This is a genomic window from Faecalibacterium sp. Marseille-Q3530, from assembly GCF_017377625.1.
GTDB lineage: Bacteria > Bacillota > Clostridia > Oscillospirales > Ruminococcaceae > Faecalibacterium > Faecalibacterium prausnitzii_E.
This window is the reverse complement of sequence record NZ_JAFREH010000014.1, coordinates 19,378-36,992: the sequence shown is the minus strand read 5'-3', so window position 1 is coordinate 36,992 and position 17,615 is coordinate 19,378. Positions and strand designations below refer to the sequence as shown.

At 61.1% G+C, this 17,615-nt stretch carries 18 protein-coding genes and 2 tRNA genes; 7 read left to right on the top strand and 13 right to left on the bottom strand.

What is annotated here, in order from left to right; all coding sequences use genetic code 11:
* The first annotated feature begins 95 nt into the window (after window positions 1-95).
* Both J3350_RS11285 and J3350_RS11280 read left to right on the top strand, forming a co-directional pair.
* Window positions 96-848: an AzlC family ABC transporter permease gene (locus J3350_RS11285; RefSeq protein ID WP_207686687.1), complete on the top strand. Its 753-nt coding sequence runs from the start codon at window positions 96-98 to the stop codon at window positions 846-848.
* Entirely contained in the window at window positions 845-1,174 is a 330-nt protein-coding gene (locus tag J3350_RS11280; RefSeq protein ID WP_207686686.1) for a branched-chain amino acid transporter permease, read from the top strand. Before J3350_RS11285 ends, J3350_RS11280 begins: the two co-directional genes overlap by 4 nt.
* A 285-nt stretch (window positions 1,175-1,459) precedes the next feature.
* On the opposite strand, the gene J3350_RS11275 is transcribed toward J3350_RS11280, so the two are convergent.
* From J3350_RS11275 to J3350_RS11265, 3 genes are all read right to left on the bottom strand, one after another.
* The gene (locus tag J3350_RS11275; protein ID WP_207686685.1) at window positions 1,460-2,251 is read right to left on the bottom strand and encodes a TIGR03915 family putative DNA repair protein; all 792 of its coding nucleotides are present in this window, start codon (window positions 2,249-2,251) and stop codon (window positions 1,460-1,462) included.
* On the bottom strand, window positions 2,230-3,588 hold the full coding sequence (locus tag J3350_RS11270; protein WP_207686684.1) for a putative DNA modification/repair radical SAM protein: 1,359 nt from the start codon (window positions 3,586-3,588) through the stop codon (window positions 2,230-2,232). The genes J3350_RS11275 and J3350_RS11270 overlap by 22 nt, the downstream gene beginning before the upstream one ends.
* Before the next feature lie 69 nt (window positions 3,589-3,657).
* Window positions 3,658-4,287 (bottom strand): LexA family transcriptional regulator, encoded by a 630-nt coding sequence (locus J3350_RS11265; RefSeq protein ID WP_097791754.1) that lies wholly within the window; start codon window positions 4,285-4,287, stop codon window positions 3,658-3,660.
* Window positions 4,288-4,516: 229 nt separating this feature from the next.
* Between J3350_RS11265 and J3350_RS11260 the strand changes: the two genes are divergently transcribed.
* Both J3350_RS11260 and J3350_RS11255 read left to right on the top strand, forming a co-directional pair.
* Window positions 4,517-4,604: transfer RNA gene (locus J3350_RS11260), tRNA-Ser, on the top strand.
* 32 nt (window positions 4,605-4,636) lie between these two features.
* Window positions 4,637-4,730, top strand: a tRNA-Ser gene (locus J3350_RS11255).
* 93 nt (window positions 4,731-4,823) lie between these two features.
* On the opposite strand, the gene J3350_RS11250 is transcribed toward J3350_RS11255, so the two are convergent.
* Complete coding sequence (locus tag J3350_RS11250; RefSeq protein WP_207686683.1) at window positions 4,824-5,549, bottom strand: TraX family protein; 726 nt, start codon at window positions 5,547-5,549, stop codon at window positions 4,824-4,826.
* A 256-nt stretch (window positions 5,550-5,805) separates the two neighbouring features.
* Here J3350_RS11250 and J3350_RS11245 point away from each other — a divergent pair, with 256 nt between their 5' ends.
* Both J3350_RS11245 and J3350_RS11240 read left to right on the top strand, forming a co-directional pair.
* Entirely contained in the window at window positions 5,806-6,681 is an 876-nt protein-coding gene (locus J3350_RS11245; RefSeq protein ID WP_097791752.1) for a LysR family transcriptional regulator, read from the top strand.
* A 108-nt stretch (window positions 6,682-6,789) separates the two neighbouring features.
* Entirely contained in the window at window positions 6,790-8,343 is a 1,554-nt protein-coding gene (locus tag J3350_RS11240) for a lipase (RefSeq protein ID WP_207686682.1), read from the top strand.
* Window positions 8,344-8,402: 59 nt separating this feature from the next.
* On the opposite strand, the gene J3350_RS11235 is transcribed toward J3350_RS11240, so the two are convergent.
* The 3 genes from J3350_RS11235 to J3350_RS11225 form a co-directional block, all read right to left on the bottom strand.
* Complete coding sequence (locus tag J3350_RS11235) at window positions 8,403-9,344, bottom strand: transketolase family protein (RefSeq protein WP_207686681.1); 942 nt, start codon at window positions 9,342-9,344, stop codon at window positions 8,403-8,405.
* A 1-nt stretch (window position 9,345) separates the two neighbouring features.
* A complete protein-coding gene (locus J3350_RS11230) occupies window positions 9,346-10,197 on the bottom strand; it encodes a transketolase (RefSeq protein WP_097791749.1) in 852 nt (283 codons plus the stop codon).
* A 138-nt stretch (window positions 10,198-10,335) separates the two neighbouring features.
* Entirely contained in the window at window positions 10,336-10,593 is a 258-nt protein-coding gene (locus J3350_RS11225) for a hypothetical protein (protein ID WP_207686680.1), read from the bottom strand.
* Between J3350_RS11225 and J3350_RS11220 the strand changes: the two genes are divergently transcribed.
* Complete coding sequence (locus J3350_RS11220; RefSeq protein WP_097791747.1) at window positions 10,583-11,119, top strand: ECF transporter S component; 537 nt, start codon at window positions 10,583-10,585, stop codon at window positions 11,117-11,119. The two genes, J3350_RS11225 and J3350_RS11220, sit on opposite strands and share 11 nt — an antisense overlap.
* Window positions 11,120-11,635: 516 nt before the next feature.
* On the opposite strand, the gene sstT is transcribed toward J3350_RS11220, so the two are convergent.
* The 6 genes from sstT to phoU all read right to left on the bottom strand — a co-directional run bounded on the left by sstT (window position 11,636) and on the right by phoU (window position 17,600).
* Window positions 11,636-12,880: a serine/threonine transporter SstT gene (sstT, locus tag J3350_RS11215; RefSeq protein WP_207686712.1), complete on the bottom strand. Its 1,245-nt coding sequence runs from the start codon at window positions 12,878-12,880 to the stop codon at window positions 11,636-11,638.
* A 259-nt stretch (window positions 12,881-13,139) separates the two neighbouring features.
* Window positions 13,140-14,237: a dipeptide epimerase gene (locus J3350_RS11210; RefSeq protein ID WP_097791745.1), complete on the bottom strand. Its 1,098-nt coding sequence runs from the start codon at window positions 14,235-14,237 to the stop codon at window positions 13,140-13,142.
* 13 nt (window positions 14,238-14,250) lie between these two features.
* The gene (locus tag J3350_RS11205) at window positions 14,251-15,630 is read right to left on the bottom strand and encodes a Sapep family Mn(2+)-dependent dipeptidase (protein ID WP_207686679.1); all 1,380 of its coding nucleotides are present in this window, start codon (window positions 15,628-15,630) and stop codon (window positions 14,251-14,253) included.
* A complete protein-coding gene (locus J3350_RS11200) occupies window positions 15,627-16,136 on the bottom strand; it encodes an N-acetyltransferase (RefSeq protein WP_370569316.1) in 510 nt (169 codons plus the stop codon). Before J3350_RS11200 ends, J3350_RS11205 begins: the two co-directional genes overlap by 4 nt.
* 150 nt (window positions 16,137-16,286) lie before the next feature.
* Window positions 16,287-16,670: a helix-turn-helix transcriptional regulator gene (locus J3350_RS11195; protein ID WP_097791744.1), complete on the bottom strand. Its 384-nt coding sequence runs from the start codon at window positions 16,668-16,670 to the stop codon at window positions 16,287-16,289.
* A gap of 261 nt (window positions 16,671-16,931) precedes the next feature.
* Entirely contained in the window at window positions 16,932-17,600 is a 669-nt protein-coding gene (gene phoU / locus J3350_RS11190) for a phosphate signaling complex protein PhoU (RefSeq protein WP_207686678.1), read from the bottom strand.
* Between the last annotated feature and the right edge of the window lie 15 nt (window positions 17,601-17,615).

Sequence of the window (17,615 nt, the reverse complement as noted above, 5' to 3'; positions counted from 1 at the left end):
CGGCGGGGGTGTTTTTGTGCACAAAATCTTTTTCCCGAAACAACTTGCAATACCGGGAGATTCTGTTATACTACTAATCCAGGAGGTTAGTGGAAATGTATCCAGTCAAATCAGATCCTCATTCTTCCGGCAAGGTGTGGCGGGCGCTCTGGGCAGCTGCGCCCCAGACGGTGCCGGTGTTTGCCGGTTACCTCGTGCTGGGCATGGGGTACGGCATCTACGTTCAATCTCTGGGCCTGCCGGTCTGGATGCCCATGCTGATGGGCACCGTCGTCTACGGCGGCTCGCTGGAATTCGTGCTGGCAAGCCTGCTGCTGGGGGCGTTCGCGCCGCTGTCGGCCTTTCTGATGGCCCTGATGATCCAGGCGCGGCACCTGTTCTACGGCCTTGCCATGCTGGAGCGCTACAAAGGCTATGGCCTGCGCAGCGTTTACATGATCTACGCCATGAGCGACGAGACCTTTTCCATCACCTGCTCGGCCGAGCCGCCGGAAGGGGTGGACCGGGGCTGGTTCATGTTTTTCATCACCCTGCTGGATCAGCTCTACTGGGTGGCCAGCGCCGGGCTGGGCGCGGTTGTCGGTTCGGTCCTGCCCTTCAGCACAGAGGGCGTGGATTTCGTGATGACGGCCATGTTCGTGGTCATCTTCCTGAACCAGTGGGAAAAAGAAAAACAGCACATCAGCGCCCTCATCGGGCTGCTGGTTCCGCTGGTCTGCCTGGTGCTTTTTGGGGCAGGCAGCTTCCTGCTGCCCGCCATGGCCTGCATCCTGGTGCTGCTGGTGGCCCTGCGCAGGCCCATTGAGACCATTGAAGCAAAGCACGGCGAAACGGAGGTGCCGAAATGACCGCACTGCAAATGGGCATCACGATCGCGGTGTGCACCGCTGCCACCATGCTCACCCGCTTTCTGCCGTTTCTGATTTTCTCCTCCAAGGACCAGCAGCCGCCGGAGGTGGTGCGGTATCTGGGCCGCGTTCTGCCCGCCGCCATCTTCGGGATGCTCATCGTCTACTGCCTCAAGAGCGTGACGCCCTTTGCGGGCAGCCACGGCATCCCGGAGGCCCTCGCCATCGCCGTGACCATCGCCCTCCACAAATGGAAGCACCAGACCCTTGTTTCCATCGTCGGCGGCACGGTCTGCTATGTGCTGCTGGTGCAGCTGGTGTTTTGACGGCAACGCAATTTTTCACGTAAACAAGTTGACGTTTTCGTCAGAAAGCCGTATACTATAAATGTAGGAAGACCTGCCGAAGATGGTCTCGTAGAACGCGACCAAGTAAAACAAAAGAAAAGTTCACTGAGAAGACTTGCTCCCTTGAAAAAGGAGCATTTCTTTTTCCGAGCAATATTTTGAAGAATATCTTTAAGATACAAAAACCGGGAGATGCCGCATGGTATCTCCCGGTTCTGATTTTTATCACAGCATTCGGCACAATACAAGAAGTTCCGCGCTGCTTCACAGTTCCTCCCGCAGCTCCGTCAGATCGGCCCAGAAGCGTTTGGGGCAGTGGGTCATGCGGCCCCGCTCGTTGTGGCGGGCCTGGATCTCCAGCGTTTTGTAAAACTGCTTCCAGAGCGCCTGGAACTGCTGCTCCCGCTCACTGGGCGGAGGAAGCTCCAGCGGCTCGGCCAGTTCCAGCAGCTGCGGCCGGTGATCCCGATACAGCAGCACTGCCTGGTGCACCGCGTCGTAGATCATGAAGTCTTCCTCCGGAAAGCGGCCGCAGAAATGCCCCCGCAGCAGCGGCAGGATGTAGTTTTTCGGGTGGATGACCGCACCCAGCATCCCGTCGTGTTCCTCGAAGCGGACGAACCCTTGAAATTTGTCCACCTCCCAGTCGAGGCTCTTTTTCATCTCGTAGAGCGGCGCGACGTCCGGGTGGCCTGCCCGCTTGACCGTGCCCGGCCCCAGCGCGAAGGCCAGATGCAGAAACCGGATGAGAAGCAGTTCCTTGTCCTCCCGGCCGGAGAGGAAGTCCCGCGTGACGAGGTATTCCGTCTCGGCCCCCAGTTTCCGGCCAAAGCTGGCAAACACCCGCCGGGCTTTTTCGTGATCGGTGGCGATGTCCTTGAAGGGGTAGAGGGTGGCGGTCTCCCGCTCCGGCGTCCAGACCGCAAACGGGATCTCGTGCTGGGCAAAGCTCTCGAAGACACAGCAGAGAAAGCCCTCAAAGCTGCCGTCGTAGAGGTAAACGACTGCGGCATCGTGGAGCTTGCGGGCGGGGTTTACAGTGCTCTGGCCAGACATTGCACTGCCTCCTCCCGCACCAGCTTCTGGGCCGCGTGGGGCGGCACCCCCTGTGCCACCAGCTTGTCCACGGCGGGCGGCGAGAACAGGCTCAGCTGCTCCACGCCGCCGCTGAAGACGTTCGGGTCGATGAGGGCGCTCGTGATCCGCTCCCGGCCCGCGCTGCCCCGCCCCGGATGCGCTCCGGCAAAGCCCCGGCAGGTGATGAAATACTGGGCCCGCTTGAGCACCACGCCCATCCGCTTCAGCTCATCCAGCCCCAGCGAGGCCTGTTTCCGGGCATGCCAAATGCGCCGGGCACTCTTGGGGCCGATGCCCGGCACCCGCAGCAGCATTTCGAAGGAGGCCCGGTTCACGTCCACCGGGAACAGCCCGTAATGCTGGACCGCCCAGTTGCATTTCGGGTCCAGATAGGGGTTGAAGTTCGGATGATCGGCGTCCAAAATCTCGTCCGCTTTGAACTGATAGAACCGCAGCAGCCAGTCCGCCTGATAGAGCCGGTGCTCCCGCAGCAGCGGGGGCTTGGTGTCCAGCGCGGGCAGGCGGGTATCCTCGGCCACGGGGATGTAGGCGGAGTAGAACACCCGCTTGAGGCTGTATTTCTGGTACATCCCCTCGGTCAGCTTGAGGATGTGATGATCCGTCTCCGGCGAAGCCCCCACGATCATCTGGGTGCTCTGACCGGCGGGCGCGAACCGGGGCGCTTTGCGGTAGAGAGTCAGTTCCTCCCGGTTGGCGGCTCCCTCCACTGCGATCTGCTTCATGGGCCGGAAGATGGAGTGCCGCCCCTTGTCCGGGGCCAGCAGTTTCAGGCTGCTCTCGCTGGGCAGTTCCACATTGACGCTCAGACGGTCGGCCAGAAAACCCAGCTGCTCCAGCAGTTCCGGGCTGGTGCCGGGGATGGCCTTGGCGTGGATGTACCCGCCGAAATGGTATTCGTTCCGCAGCAGGCGCAGGGTCTTGAGCATCCGCTCGGTGGTGTAGTCCGGGCTGACCAGCACCGCGCTGGACAGGAACAGCCCCTCGATGTAGTTGCGGCGGTAGAACTCGATGGTCAGCTCGGCCAGCTCCCACGGCGAAAAGGTAGCGCGGGGCGCATCGTTGGACCTGCGGTTGACGCAGTAGCTGCAATCGAAGGCACAGCAGTTGGTCATCAGCACCTTGAGCAGGCTGACGCAGCGGCCGTCCGCCGTAAAGGCATGGCAGCAGCCCGGCGCGTAGCAGCTGCCCATGCTGCCCGCCTTTGCCGCGCGGGACGCTCCGCTGGACGTGCAGGCTACATCGTATTTCGCGCTGTCTGCCAGAATGGTCAGCTTTTCCATCAGCGACTGTTCCATGCCGCACCTCCGTTCGTTTATCAAAAAAGGCTGCCGCATCCTTGCAGCAGCCTTTTCAGCGCAAATTGGTTACCACTTGGCCTTGGTCTCGACCACGCGGCCTGCAATGTGCAGGCGGTTCAGGTCTTCGCCCTTGATGACCAGCTCCTTGTAAGCCGGGTTGAAGGGCTGCAGCACGACGCAGTTGCCCCGCTGCAGATACCGCTTGAGGGTGCCTTCGCCCTCGTCGCCGTAGATCAGGACGCCCAGGTCGCCGTTTTCCAGCGTATCCTGCCGGTGCACCAGAGCCAGATCGCCATCGTGGATGCGGGGTTCCATACTGTCGCCGCGCACCACAAGATAGAAGTAGCTGGAGGGGTCTTTGACGCGGGCATATTCCTTGCCGTAGTCCTCCTCATAGGCCAGCGCGCCGTAACCGGCCTTGACCGTGCCGATGACCGGGATCAGGCTGTACACATAGCTGCCGAAGAAGCGCTCCTCGGTCTGGCCCTCGCTGGCGGGATCGAACAGGCCCAGCAGGTAGTCTGCGGTGGTATCCAGGATCTCGGCAAGCTTGGCCACCGTGGCAGGGTCCGGGGAGCTTTTCCCGCTCTCCCATTTGCCCACTGCCTGCTGGGTAACGCCCAAAAGTGACGCAAGTTCCGCCTGGCTCATATGCTTTTGCTTGCGGCATTGCCGTAACAGCTCCGGAAACGACATCGTTCAACACTCCTCTGTTCTCGTCCGTCGGGTTTGTTTCTTGCTGTTTTTATTATACAACAAAAGGCTGTGCAAGTAAAGAGAAAGTTTTGTTTTGGCTCGAAAAAAAGTTGTCGCAAAATCATTTTTGGTCTGCATCGTGGAGAAATTTTTAATTTGGGGTTGACAGCAGGCTGGAAATCTGGTAAATTAAATAGGCATTCGGTACGGCGTGTGCGGGTGCCCACGAGGAGAGATGTCCGAGTGGTTTAAGGAAGCAGTCTTGAAAACTGCCGTGCGGCAACGCACCGTGGGTTCGAATCCCACTCTCTCCGCCATTTTTTTGAATCAGTGTAACACACTTTGCTCTGGAGTAGTACTCAAGAGGCCGAAGAGGCGCCCCTGCTAAGGGCGTAGGTCGTCTAAACAACGGCGCGAGGGTTCAAATCCCTCCTACTCCGCCAAGAAAAAGCTCGATGATCCTTTGAGTTCATCGGGCTTTTTCCATTGTCGGGCACAAAAAAGCAGCCGCTCCGGGGCTTCCGGGGCGGCTTTTTTCATGCCAGGAGCAGATTCGTCACCAGCGCCAGCAGCGTCAGATGCACAGGATAGAACCCGTAGAATGCCCATTTGGCCCACTGCGGGCAGCGGCCGCGCTCACCGTTGTAAAACCAGAGCAGCACGAACGCCAGCGGGGCGGTGATCTCAAACAGCATCAGCACCGCGCCGATGATGCACTGATACCTCCGGTCGTTCCGGGTCAGGTACAGCGCCACGATGAGCGCGACGCCAATGGCCCCATAATCTGTCCCCGCCAGCTGGGCCATCACTGCGCAGGCCAGCGCTGCGAGACGGCCTGTCCAGGCCGCATTGCCGTCGGCATCCTCGGATTTTTGCAGCAGCGCCATGGCAAGCACGCCCAGCGCCAGCGTCCAGTACACGTTCTGATTGCCCCAATGGAACGGCGTCTTGAAGAAAGCCATGTCAAAGGGTACCTCGCTGAGAAGCCCGAACAGGAACAGCCGCCCGATGTACTTTTTCACATCGTGGGTGTGGAGGAAGCCTTCCACGAGCAGGAAGCAGAAGATGGGAAAGGCCAGCCGCCCGATGAGCCGCAGCACCCGATCCAGTTGCAGGATCTGCGGCGGCGTCCGGTATGCGACCCCATAGGTCGCCTCAATGCAGGAGGCCCCGATGTGGTCGATGAGCATGGTGATGCAGGCAGCGAGCTTGAGCGCCGTTCCGCTCAGGCCCGGCCGGGTCTGTGTCTGAAGTGTTTCCATTCAATTTCCTCATTTCAATCGTTTGCACCGTGTCTTTTTTCATTCTTTTGTTTTATACGATCTCTCTTCTCCAAATCCTGCATCCGATTTGACAAAATCCGCCTGCCGTGCCCAGAAATCGGCCCGAAAATGCTTGACAGAACGAGCCCGGAATAGTACAATCAAGAAGATAATTGAACTATCTCAAATCAAAGATGAAAAAGATTCACAGAGAATGAAGCGTCTCCGAACGAGAAAACGGAAGGAGGCATGGGATATGACGCTGTTTTCCTATGAAATTTTCGACGCAGTCGCGCGGCAGGGCAGCTTTAACAAAGCCGCCCAGCAGCTGCACCTGACCCCGTCTGCCATCAGCCACGCCATTGCGGTGATGGAGGCTGAGCTGGGCTTTACCTTATTCAACCGCGGCAAGAACGGCGTCACCATGACCAGCTACGGTGCCTCGCTCTATCCGTCCATCCGGGCCGTCCTGAACAGCGACGAGGCCCTGCAGCAGAGCATTGCACGGCTGAACGGCCTGGAGAAGGGCAAAGTGAAGCTGGGCGCTTTCAACTCCGTCTGTGCCGGGCTGCTGCCCGACATCCTCAAGGGCTTCATGGCCCAGTTCCCGCAGATCGAGGTCGAGGTCTATCAGGGCACCTACGACGACGTGAAGGAGTGGCTGCGCACCGGGCAGGTAGACATGGCCTTCCTCTCCAACAACTGCCGGGAGGAGTTCACCCTCACCGAGCTGTTCCGTGAGCCGCTGCTCTGCATCACCCCCATGGACTGGCCCGAACCGCCCCGCGGCGTGATGACGCCAGAGCTGATGAACGGCCAGAACTTCGTCGTCCAGTGGGATGCCACCGACGCCGAGATGCGCCAGTTCCTCAAGAAATATTCCATCGCCACTGAGCGCCGCTGCCACGTCATCGACGACCAGTCCAACATCGCGATGGTGGAAGCCGGTCTGGGCATCTCCATCATGCCCCGGATGCTGCTGCGCAAGTGCACGGCCGGGGTCAAGATCTATCCCATCCAGCCGGAAGAAGACCGCGTGGTCGGTCTGGCCGTTCAGCGGCCCACCGCCATGGCTCCGGCTGTGGAACAGATGTTCCGCCACATCGTCGAGTACTGCCAGCACCTCGACTGAATCTCATGATAACACACCGCGGGGCGGCTGCAAAATGCAGCTGCCCCGTTGATTTTTGGTGCCGGGATGCGATATACTAGAAAAAATTGAGGAAGGGGACGACATCGTATGAAGCGACGGGATTTTTGCAAGGCGCTGGGGCTTTCGGCCGTCGGCGGGCTGCTGCTTCCGGCTGGCTCTGCCGCTGCGGCGCAGCCGGTGGGCCATGCCGTGCCGGATGGCACCTATCCGCTGCCGTTTCTCAGCATCCTGAGCAATCTGGATATCACCCACGATTTCTACTACTCCGAGAGCCTGTTCGACCACCCGGCCACCGAGTACGACCACCAGCTGGCCTTCGTGACGCTGGGCATGGTCATGGCCGCGTTCACTGCGGCTGTCAGCATCCCGCAGTACTGGGTCAACGGCTCTGTGGGCCGCGAGGCGAACCTCGCCGCCGCCTATGAGCTGCTGGGCTTCGGGGATGCCCGTTTCTACAACTACGACATCGACACTGGCAAGGCCGGGGATTTCGTGGGCTACTCACTGGCACGGAAGCGCTACATCCACAACGGCAAAACACGCACCCTCGTGGCCCTGATGCTGCGGGGCGGCGGTTATGGCGGCGAGTGGGCCAGCAACGTCCACACCGGCTCCACCAGCGCCCACTACGGCTTCACGACGCCAGTGGCCGCCGTGTTTGCCTCCCTCAAGGCCTATCTGGCGCAGATCGGGCAGGAGGGAGACCCCGGTGAGCTCAAGCTCTGGATCGGCGGCTACAGCCGCGGAGCCATCATTGCGAACCTCCTTTCCGCCAAGGCGCTGAACGCCCTGCCGCAGCTGGAAAAGGCCAACTGCTTCGTCTACACCTTTGCCACCCCTGCGGCCCTGACTGCCGCCGACCAGCCGGACATGCAGCTGGATTTCGACAACAACCACAAGGCCGACGGCTCGCTGCGCGTCACCTGGGGTGAGAGTAACATCTTCAACATCCTTTCCAGCGGCGACCTCGTCACCCGCGTGCTCCCCTCCGACTGGGGCTACCACCGCAACGGCAACGACCGCTTCCTGCCCGCCACCCGGAACCGGACCGAGCTGGCTGACCTCGACGCTCTGGGCGCTTCCTACGGGCCGGTGCCGCTGGAGATCAGCAGCCTTGCCACCGCCGAGGACGCCACTGCCGTCATCCGCGCGGTCGAGAACTTCTGCGGCAGCAAGGAGATCTTCCACGAAAAATTCGAACCCGCCGTCATGGACATGCTGCAATGCGCCTTCATCCGCACCGAGGACGAGGCGCTCTACGGCAAGATCCTGTCCGACGAGGAGATCGTCCTCCGGCTGCAGAGCCTTTCCAACATGCACCAGTTCGATTTCTGGACCATCGCCCGCAGCGTCTGGGCCGCTTCCAGAATGAGCCGCCCCATCCTGGAGCGGTTCGGCCAGAACGTGCCCCTGCTGGCCCAGCAGATCATCATCCCGGTGCTGGCCGTCGGCCTGTGCTACGGCATCGAGTCCAACATCGTCCGGATCATGGCGCAGTACATCGTCAAGCTCGTCTCGATGCGGGGCGAACTGGACAGCGTCCTCCGCGCCGCCTACTGCCATGAGGGCGAGAACTATCTGGCCCTGATGGAATACTACACCCCCGAAGAGCACGGCATGGTGCCCTTCACCCGCATCTGAACCCAGCAAAAAGCGCCTGTCAGCATCTGCCGACAGGCGCTTTGCATTTGCAGTTCTTCTTACAGCATCTCGTGGGCCGTCTTGCAGATGGTGGCGGCATCGAGGCCGTACAGCTTCAGCAGATCCCAGGCCGGGCCGGAGCAGCCGAACTTGTCCTGCACACCGACGCGGCGGACGAGGGTGGGGCACTTCTCGCTCAGGACGGCGCAGACGGCCTCGCCCAGACCACCGATGACGCTGTGCTCCTCGGCGGTGATGACCTTGCCGCACTCCTTTGCCGCCCGGATGACGATCTCCTCATCCAGCGGCTTGATGGTGTGGATGTTGATGACGCGGGCGTGGATGCCCTCAGCGGCCAGCTGCTCTGCCGCCAGGCGGGCTTCGTTGACCATCAGGCCGGTGGCGATGATGGCGATGTCGTTGCCCTCGGTGAGCTGCTCGCCCTTGCCCAGCTCGAAGTGGTAGTTGGCCTCATCGTGGAAGACGGGCACTGCCAGACGGCCGAAGCGCAGGTAGACCGGGCCCTGCATCGCATACGCGGCGCGGACGGCTGCGCGGGCCTCGACGTCATCGGCGGGGCAGATGACGGTCATGCCGGGCAGGCTGCGCATCAGGGCGAAATCCTCGCAGCACTGGTGGGAAGCGCCGTCCTCACCGACGGAGATGCCGCCGTGGGTCGCGCCGATCTTAACGTTCAGGCGGGGGTAGGCGATGGAGTTGCGGATCTGCTCAAAGGCACGGCCCGCAGCAAACATGGCAAAGCTGGAAACGAACGGGGTATAGCCCATGGTGGCCAGGCCCGCGGCCACGCCCATCATGTTGCCCTCGGCAATGCCGCAGTCAAAGTGGCGGTCCGGATACGCCTTGCGGAACATACCGGTCTTGGTGGCGGCGGCCAGGTCGGCGTCCAGCACCACGATGTCGTCGTGACCCTCTGCAGCCAGCTCCTTCAGGGTGTTGCCGTAGCTGTCACGGGTCGCAATCTTCTTCACATCTGCCATCTTACTTTTCCTCCTCTTCCAGCGCGGCGTAGGCTGCGGTCAGTTCCTTCATGGCGATCTCATATTCCTCGTCATTGGGGCCCTTGCCGTGCCAGTCAACGGCGTTTTCCATAAAGGAGACGCCCTTGCCCTTGATGGTGTCCAGCAGGATGCAGGTGGGCTTCTCGCTCTCTGCGTGGAAGGCTGCGATGGCCTTCTCGATCTGGTCGTAGTCGTGGCCGTCGATGGTCAGGACATTGAAGTTGAAGGCGCGGAGCTTATCTTCCAGCGGCTCACTGCTCATGACGTTCTCGGTGGGGCCGTCGATCTGCAGGCGGTTGCGGTCCAGGAAGACGCAGAGGTTGGACAGGCCGTAGTGTGCGGCAAACATAAAGGCTTCCCAGCACTCGCCCTCTTCGACCTCGCCGTCGCCCACGATGGCATAGACGTTCAGGGCCTTACCTGCGTGCTTGGCACCCAGTGCCATGCCGGCGGCGGCAGAGATGCCCTGGCCCAGGCTGCCGGTGGACATATCCACGCCCGGCACACTGTTCATATTGGGGTGGCCCTGCAGGTAGCTGCCGATCTTGCGCAGAGTCTTGAGGTCTTCCACCGGGAAGAAGCCGCGCTCGGCCAGCGCTGCGTACAGGCCGGGGGCTGCGTGGCCCTTGGAGAGCACCAGACGGTCACGGTCCGGGTCCTTCGGAGCCTTCGGATCGACGTTCATCTCTACAAAATAGAGGTAGGACAACACTTCGGCGATGTCCAGGCTGCCGCCCGGATGGCCGCACTTGGCGCTGTGCGTGCCCTCGATCACGCCCATGCGGATGTGGCAGGCGTGCTTTGCCAGGGTGAGTTTTTCTGCATTTGTCATGATGGTCCTCCCGTATGAACCTCAGCGTTTGCATCGGAATGTCTGCGCAGCGGGCTGTTGCGCCCCAATACGCTATTTTTCAAGTATATATTATCTATTCTATGTAAAAACGTCAAGGTTCTTTCGTCAAAATGTACATCAATTAGCAAAAAGCTGCTCAATTGCTTCCGTTTTTGTGAAAATTGCAAGGCTTTCTTCCATCTTGACAGCGTTCGCCGCATCTGCTATAATTTTCACAATTCCGGCACGAAGCCGGGCACCGGGCCGAAGCCCGGCTTCATTTTTTTCATTGCAGATTGTTGAACGGACACCATGAAGGGGTCTGCCTTTGGCGAGGAACGCCGGGGCAGGCCCCTTTTTTGTCTGCCCAGAGGAGGAACCATTCATGAACACCAAGACCCACTCTCCCGCACGGGATCTCGTTCTGGCCGCGTTGTTTCTGGCGCTGGCCTTCGTCCTGCCCATGATCACCGGCCATGTGCCCCAGGTCGGCAACATGCTCTGCCCCATGCACTTTCCGGTTCTGCTGGCCGGCTTTGTGCTGGGCGGCCCCTGGGGCCTGGCCCTGGGCTTCCTCGCGCCGCTGCTGCGCTCGGTGCTGTTCGGGATGCCCCCGCTGTACCCCATCGCCATCGCCATGGCCTTTGAGCTGGCCACCTACGGCGCTGTGGCGGGCTGGATGTACAAAAAAGTCCGGCACACGCTGCCCATGATGTATGCCGCCCTCGTCACCGCTATGGTGGCGGGCCGTCTGGTCTGGGGTGCCGTACGGTTCGTGCTGGCGGGTCTGTCCGGCTCGGCCTTCCCGTTCTCGGCGTTCCTGTCCGGTGCGCTGCTCACCGCCATCCCCGGCATCATCGCCCAGCTCATCCTCATCCCGCTCATCCTGACCGCCCTGCAAAAGGCAAACTTCATCGACTGACCCATTCCCGGACGCAAAAAGGGGAGCCCCTGCAAGCCAGATGGCTGCGGGGGCTCCCCTTTGTTCTATCATCAAAGCGTTTTGCTTTTTTATCTGCTCAAAAGTTCGTGTTCCACTTTCCCACAGGAACCAGAACTTTTCATTAGCCAGCGTAGAAATCGATGCCAGCGTTGACGGAGCAAACCTCGCCGATGATCTGAGCGATCTTCTTCAGAACCTTCATAATTTTCATCTCCTCTTCCTCTTGGGATGGCCATATTATGCCATCCATTTATGAAGAAAAGCAGAACGAACTATGAACATTCTATGAATTTACGGTTGCATTTTTTACGTTTTTTCGTTCATTGTCTCTCGTTCACAAAAGGTTTTTCCTCTGCGCGAAACTTCTTGTATACATTGACGAGCACATGGCTGTTCCATTATTCTGGAGCCGAAAACCTGCGATCCGCCCCAGACCCATGCAGCAAAAACGGCCTCCCTGCCAGAACAGCAGGGAGGCCGATGTGCGTTTTCGTTTTACTTTTTTCCGCCCAGGAACTCCGGCAGGGGCTTGCCTGCCTTGCGCCACTGGTGATACTCGGCGGTGGCGGCGAACTCGACGTCACCGGCAGAGTTCAGGGCCGTTTCCACGGAGTCCTGCACGACGCCGATGATGAAGCCGACACCGACGACCTGCATGGCGATGTCGTTCGAGATGCCGAACAGGGAGCAGGCCATGGGGATGAGCAGCAGGGAGCCGCCCGCCACACCGGAGGCACCGCAGGCACCCAGTGCCGACATGACCGACAGCAGAATAGCCGCAGGCAGAGAGACCTGCAGGCCCAGCGTATTGGCCGCAGCCAGCGTCATGATGGTGATGGTGATGGCCGCGCCGTCCATGTTGATGGTCGCGCCCAGCGGGATGGAGACGGAATACATATCCTTGTCCAGGCCCAGCTTCTCGCACAGGGCCATGTTGACGGGGATGTTCGCGGCCGAGCTGCGGGTGAAGAAGGCCGTCAGGCCGGATTCACGCAGGCAGCGGAAGACCAGCGGATACGGATTGCAGTGCAGATACAGGAAGATGATGAACGGCGAGACCACCAATGCCATGAAGAGCATGGTGCCGACCAGCAGGGCCAGCAGTCTGCCGTACTGGGTGAAGATGGACAGGCCGTTGTTCACCACGTTGGTATACACCAGACCCATGATGCCGAAAGGGGCCAGGTTGATGATCCAGCGGACGATCTGGGACACCGCGTCGGCGGTGTTGGACAGGAAGACCTTGGTGCTCTCCGCACCGTATTTCTTCATTGCCAGACCGAACAGGCAGGCCCAGAACAGGATGCCGATGTAGTTGCCGTTCAGCAGGGCGCTGATGGGGTTTGCCACAAAGTTGGTCAGCAGGGTGCTCAGCACCTCGCCAAGGCCCTGCGGCACCACTTCCGACTCCGCAGCCTCTGCCAGAACGATGGTCTGCGGAAACAGAAAGCTCGTGACGACCGCAATGGCCGCCGCCAGAAAGGTGGTCAGCATATACAGCCAGATGACCGTGCCGAATCGGCGGTCCAATTTGGAGGTGCCCTGTGCCAGTGCACTTGCCACGATGACGAAGACCAGCACCGGGGCAATGCCCTTCAGCGCACCGACGAACAGATTGCCGAACTCTTCCACCCAGCCTGCACCGGGCACCACCAGCGCCAGCACCACGCCGACGAGCAGGCCCACCAGAATGCGCAGGATGAGGCTGGCGGCATTGTACTTTGCCACGAGAGCCTTCAGCGTTTTCATATTCAAACACTCCTCTTTCCATTTGTTGTGCGTCCATCGCGCACAGATTTTCCCATTCCTCTACACGGAACATGTGTAATTATAGCCTTCTGCTCCCAAAAAGTCAACGATTTCGCCCACTTTTTTCGGCTTTTCATCTACCCATCTCCAAACACGAAGTTTTTTATCGTCCTTGCACGGAATACAATTCGACAGAAAAAGACCTCCTCCCGTCTGTTTTCAGGTGGGAGGAGGTCCGTTTTTTCACAGTTCAGCCGAGATACTGCACCTTGCCGGGGACGAAGCCCTGGATGCCGAGGCCGGGCGCATCGGAGACGGTGATGTTCTTTTCGTCAAAGACGGCACCGCCGAGGATGTGGTCTTCGCTGCACAGCACCGGGCCGTCGAGGTCGATCCGGGTGATGATCTTTTTGGCGCAGGCCAGCTCCACGGCAGCGTTGACCGAGATCTTTGCTTCCAGCATACAGCCGATCATGCACTCGACGCCGTACACCTCTGCCGCCGCCGCGATCCGCAGCGCGTTGGTGATGCCGCCGCACTTCATCAGCTTGATGTTCACGAGGTCGGCCGCGCCGGTCTGCATGATCTTCAGGGCATCCGCCGGGCTGAACACGCTCTCGTCGGCCAGCACCGGGACGTCTGCGTGGCGGGTGACGTACTGCATCCCCTCCAGGTCTGCCGCCGGGACGGGCTGCTCCACGAACTCGATGTCCAGCCCCTTGTCCTGCATCTGGTTCAGGATGCGGACGGCCTGCTTGGCGTTCCAGGCCTGGTTCGCGTCGATGCGGATGCAGACCTCTCTGCCCACCGCCTCGCGGACTGCGGCCAGCCGGGCCACATCCAGTTCCGGGTCGATGCCGACCTTGACCTTCAGGCAGTCGTACCCGCGGGCGATGGCGGTGCGGGCATCCCGCGCCATCTCCTCCGGCGGATTCACGCTGATGGTGATGTCGGTGACGATGTTCTTCCGGGCACCGCCCAGCATCCGGTAGACCGGGGCGTTGTACTTTTGGCCCAGCAGGTCCCACAGTGCCATATCCACCGCAGCCTTTGCGCTGGTGTTGTGGACGAGGGCCTTCTGCACGGCAGCGGTCAGGTCCTCGAACTCGTCGATGTCATGGCCGAGGATGGCCGGGGCGATGTGGTCCTGAATGGCCCCGATGATGGCCCCGGCCGTGTCGCCGGTGATGACGCCGGTGGGCGGTGCCTCACCGTAGCCCACGGCACCGGTGTCGGTGTGGAGCTCCACGATAACGTCCTCGACGCTGTTGACGGTGCGCAATGCCGTTTTGAACGGCACCCGCAGCGGGGTGGAAATGCGGCCCAGCCGCACCTGCGTGATCTTCATACGCCCATCCTCCTTATTCCAGCGGCAGGTTGGCCAGTTTGACCACAGCCTGCGCAATGATCTGTGCGTTCTGCACCAGACGGTCCAGGTCGATAAACTCGTCCGGCTGATGTTCCGTCACCGGGTCGCCGTCGAAGAGGGGGCCAAAGGCCACCGTGTTCGGCAGGACTTTGGCATAGGTGCCGCCGCCGATGCACTTGGGGGCAGACCGGTCGCCGGTGGCGTCGCGGTAGACGCCCAGCAGCGCCTGCACGAGCGGGGTCTGCTCCGGGTAATAAAGCTTCTGTTTATGGACGGACTGGTCCAGCGCCCAGCCGGCGGCCTCGAAGGCGGCCTTGACGGCGGGGGCGCAGTCGTCCACCGTTTTGGTGACGGGGTAGCGGTAGTTCAGCTTGACCCAGAGGTGCGTCTCGTCGCCCTCGATGAGGCCCAGATTGCAGCTCATGGAGCCGGAGAGGTCGTCTTCCAGCCGGTGGCCCAGCAGCCGTTCGCCGTAGGGGTCCATGCCCAGCGTTTCTGCCAAGAAGGTCACGGCCTTCTGTGCGTCGCCTTCCAGCGGGAGCTGCTTCAGATAGAGCGCCAGCCGCCCGATGGCATTCTGCCCCTGTTCGGGGTGGCTGCCGTGGGCCGAAACGCCGTCGGCCTCCACCTTCCAGCCGCCGGGGATGGCGGTGCAGGTGATGTGCGCAGCCGCCGGAAGGGAAGCCCCCGCCGGAGCGGTCAACTCGGCGCAGGCGTAGTCCGGCACCACATTGCCGGCCACGCCGCCCCGGACCGAGACCAGCTTCCAGGCCCCGGTCTGGTGCAGCTGCACCGCATAGCTCTCGTTCAGGATGCCCTTTTCGCCGTTGATGAGCGGGTATTCGCCATCGGGCGTAAAACCCAGCACCGGGATCTCGCCGCCGTGGTCGCGGTAATAGAAGACATCCCGGTCGTTGGTTTCCTCGTTCAGGCCGAAGAGCAGACGCACCCGGCGCCGGAGCGGGATGTTCAGGTCCCGGATGGCCTTCAGCGCAAACAGGCTGGCCACCACCGGGCCTTTGTCGTCGATGGCCCCCCGGCCAAAGAGCCGGCCGTCCACGATCTCGGCCCCATAGGGCGGGTGGTGCCAGCCCTCGCCTTCGGGCACGACGTCCAGATGGCCCAGCACGGCCACCATCTCGTCGCCAGAACCGATCTCGCACCAGCCGATGTACCGGTCAAGGTCGGTCGTCTCGAACCCCAGCTCACGGCAGAGGGTCAGCGCCTCCGTAAAGCAGGCGTCCACATCTGCACCGAAGGGCTTGCCGGGCAGCTCCGGCCCTTCCACGCTCTTCTTCCGCACCAGCCGCTGCAAAGCGGCGGTCATTTCCGGCCGCAGGGCGGCAACGGCTTCGTTTAGCGATTCCTTCATCGTGCCATCCCCTCCCGCGACAGGCGCTGGTAGGCGATGCGGGGCGTTCCATCGGCCACATGGATGATGCCGCAGCGGGTGAAGCAGTTCTTTTCCAGCAGGTGCTGCATGATCTTGTTGTCCGCGTGGGTATCGGCCCGCAGGCTCTCGCAGTGCTCCAGACACCAGTTGATGACATCGGTCGCCACGCCGGGGCGCTTGCCCGCCGAGGCCAGCCGGTGGATGGTGCCATAGGGCAGCGCATCGTTCAGCCACTGGCCGTCTTCGATCTTTGCATAGGTCGGGTCCGGGCCGAGGACGAAGGCGAACACGGCCTCCATCTCACCGTTGTGCAGATACACGAACAGGCGGTTGGTGTCGATGTCCTCTTCGATCAGGTCCTGCGGGGGAAAACTCGTCCCCCACTGGGTCGGGTTGCCGCTGGCGGCCATTTCCTGCCGGGCACGGGCATAAATTTGCATGATAGCGTCCAGATCAGAGCGTCTCGCTCCACGAAACATGTTCATTCACCCTCTCTTGCGATGCGCAGAAACCGACGCATCCAGTCTATTGGTCTCATTTTATCACAATCCGTGCCGAAATTCCAGTTTTGACCGGACACAAAACGGCCCCCTCCGCCAAAAAGCGGAGAGGGCCGCCGGAAAGGGACTCGCACATCACGCATGGGGGCGGCGCTGGCGGGCATTGCGGTACTCGCGGGGGCTCTGGCCGTAGCGCTCGTGGAACAGGCGGTAGAAGTAGCTCGTGTTCTCGTAGCCCACCTGGGTGATGATCTGCTGGATGTTCAAATCGCTGCGGCGCAGCAGGCGGGCCGCCGTCTCCATCCGGTGCTTCTGAAGCAGTTCCTTGTAGGTCTTGCCGGTCTGTGTGCGGACGCACTCGCTGACATAGGCCAGCGAAACGCCATAGGTGCGCGCTACGTTGGAAAGGCTTGCTTCACGGTAGTTCTGGGTGATCTCCTGTAAGGCCGCCTGGACCAGCGCTTCCCGGCTGACAGTCTCGCCGCGCGCTTCCAGCGGAAATTTCTGCATCTGTTTCATAAGAATCCGGTCCTCCGTTGCGGCGCGGCGGGCGAGGGGACAAAAGGGGGATGCCGGACGCCTGCCGCTGCCAGTTCCATGGGCTTTCTGGGAAGCCCTTCTGACCATAATACGGTCGTACCTGGCAAAAGATTGCAGCAGTTCCCTAAAATTTTGAGCAGACCAAAACTTTCACAATTTTACACCAAAAAAGCTGCCGCCCGGCACAGGCGGCAGCTTTTCCGGAAAAGTGAGGAAAACACAGAATCTTCCGGGAGAAACTCAGAACATATTCTCGTTGTGGTAGCGTCCGGTGCGGACGAACTCCACCCACTCGGCCACGTTGACGGCGTGGTCGCCGATGCGCTCCAGATACTTGATGACCATCAGCAGGTCGAGCGCGGCGTCCACCTTGGCGGGGTCGGTGGCGATCTCCTCAGCGAGGGTGTGCTTGATGGCGTTGAAGTCATAGTCCACCTCGTCGTCGGCGGCAATGACCTTCTGGGCGGCAGGCTCATCCTCCCCGGCCAGGGCGGCGAGGGCGTCCAAGATCATCTTGTGGGCTTTCTGGCCCATCCGGATGGCCTGGCTGACCGCCGGGTCGCCGTCCCTGCGGACGGTGACGAGGTGGGGGATGATCTCCGCAATGTCGGCGGCATGGTCGCCCATGCGCTCGATGTCGGTAACGACCTTCATGGCCGTGGAGATGCGGCGCAGGTCGCCCGCCACCGGCTGCTGGCGGAGCAGCAGGGTCATGCAGCGATGCTCGATGTCCCGCTCCATGTTGTTGATTCGGCCATCGCCCTTGACGATGGCGGCAGCGGCCTCGGCGTCAGCGGTGCAGAGGGCCTCCAGCGCGGCCTCCACAGCGTCGGCGGAGTTCTGGCCCATCTCGACCAGCGCCGCCTTCAGGGCGGTAAGGTCGGCCTCGTATTGTGTGCGAACTGTCATACTGTGACCTCCCTC

What these genes read in the sequence shown, in the direction of transcription:
- J3350_RS11285 (WP_207686687.1), top strand. Translation starts at nt 96, where the DNA reads ATGTATCCAGTCAAATCAGATCCTCATTCTTCCGGCAAGGTGTGGCGG.
- J3350_RS11280 (WP_207686686.1), top strand. Translation starts at nt 845, where the DNA reads ATGACCGCACTGCAAATGGGCATCACGATCGCGGTGTGCACCGCTGCC.
- J3350_RS11275 (WP_207686685.1), bottom strand. Translation starts at nt 2,251, where the DNA reads ATGTCTGGCCAGAGCACTGTAAACCCCGCCCGCAAGCTCCACGATGCC.
- J3350_RS11270 (WP_207686684.1), bottom strand. Translation starts at nt 3,588, where the DNA reads ATGGAACAGTCGCTGATGGAAAAGCTGACCATTCTGGCAGACAGCGCG.
- J3350_RS11265 (WP_097791754.1), bottom strand. Translation starts at nt 4,287, where the DNA reads ATGTCGTTTCCGGAGCTGTTACGGCAATGCCGCAAGCAAAAGCATATG.
- J3350_RS11250 (WP_207686683.1), bottom strand. Translation starts at nt 5,549, where the DNA reads ATGGAAACACTTCAGACACAGACCCGGCCGGGCCTGAGCGGAACGGCG.
- J3350_RS11245 (WP_097791752.1), top strand. Translation starts at nt 5,806, where the DNA reads ATGACGCTGTTTTCCTATGAAATTTTCGACGCAGTCGCGCGGCAGGGC.
- J3350_RS11240 (WP_207686682.1), top strand. Translation starts at nt 6,790, where the DNA reads ATGAAGCGACGGGATTTTTGCAAGGCGCTGGGGCTTTCGGCCGTCGGC.
- J3350_RS11235 (WP_207686681.1), bottom strand. Translation starts at nt 9,344, where the DNA reads ATGGCAGATGTGAAGAAGATTGCGACCCGTGACAGCTACGGCAACACC.
- J3350_RS11230 (WP_097791749.1), bottom strand. Translation starts at nt 10,197, where the DNA reads ATGACAAATGCAGAAAAACTCACCCTGGCAAAGCACGCCTGCCACATC.
- J3350_RS11220 (WP_097791747.1), top strand. Translation starts at nt 10,583, where the DNA reads ATGAACACCAAGACCCACTCTCCCGCACGGGATCTCGTTCTGGCCGCG.
- J3350_RS11210 (WP_097791745.1), bottom strand. Translation starts at nt 14,237, where the DNA reads ATGAAGATCACGCAGGTGCGGCTGGGCCGCATTTCCACCCCGCTGCGG.
- J3350_RS11205 (WP_207686679.1), bottom strand. Translation starts at nt 15,630, where the DNA reads ATGAAGGAATCGCTAAACGAAGCCGTTGCCGCCCTGCGGCCGGAAATG.
- J3350_RS11200 (WP_370569316.1), bottom strand. Translation starts at nt 16,136, where the DNA reads ATGAACATGTTTCGTGGAGCGAGACGCTCTGATCTGGACGCTATCATG.
- J3350_RS11195 (WP_097791744.1), bottom strand. Translation starts at nt 16,670, where the DNA reads ATGAAACAGATGCAGAAATTTCCGCTGGAAGCGCGCGGCGAGACTGTC.
- phoU (WP_207686678.1), bottom strand. Translation starts at nt 17,600, where the DNA reads ATGACAGTTCGCACACAATACGAGGCCGACCTTACCGCCCTGAAGGCG.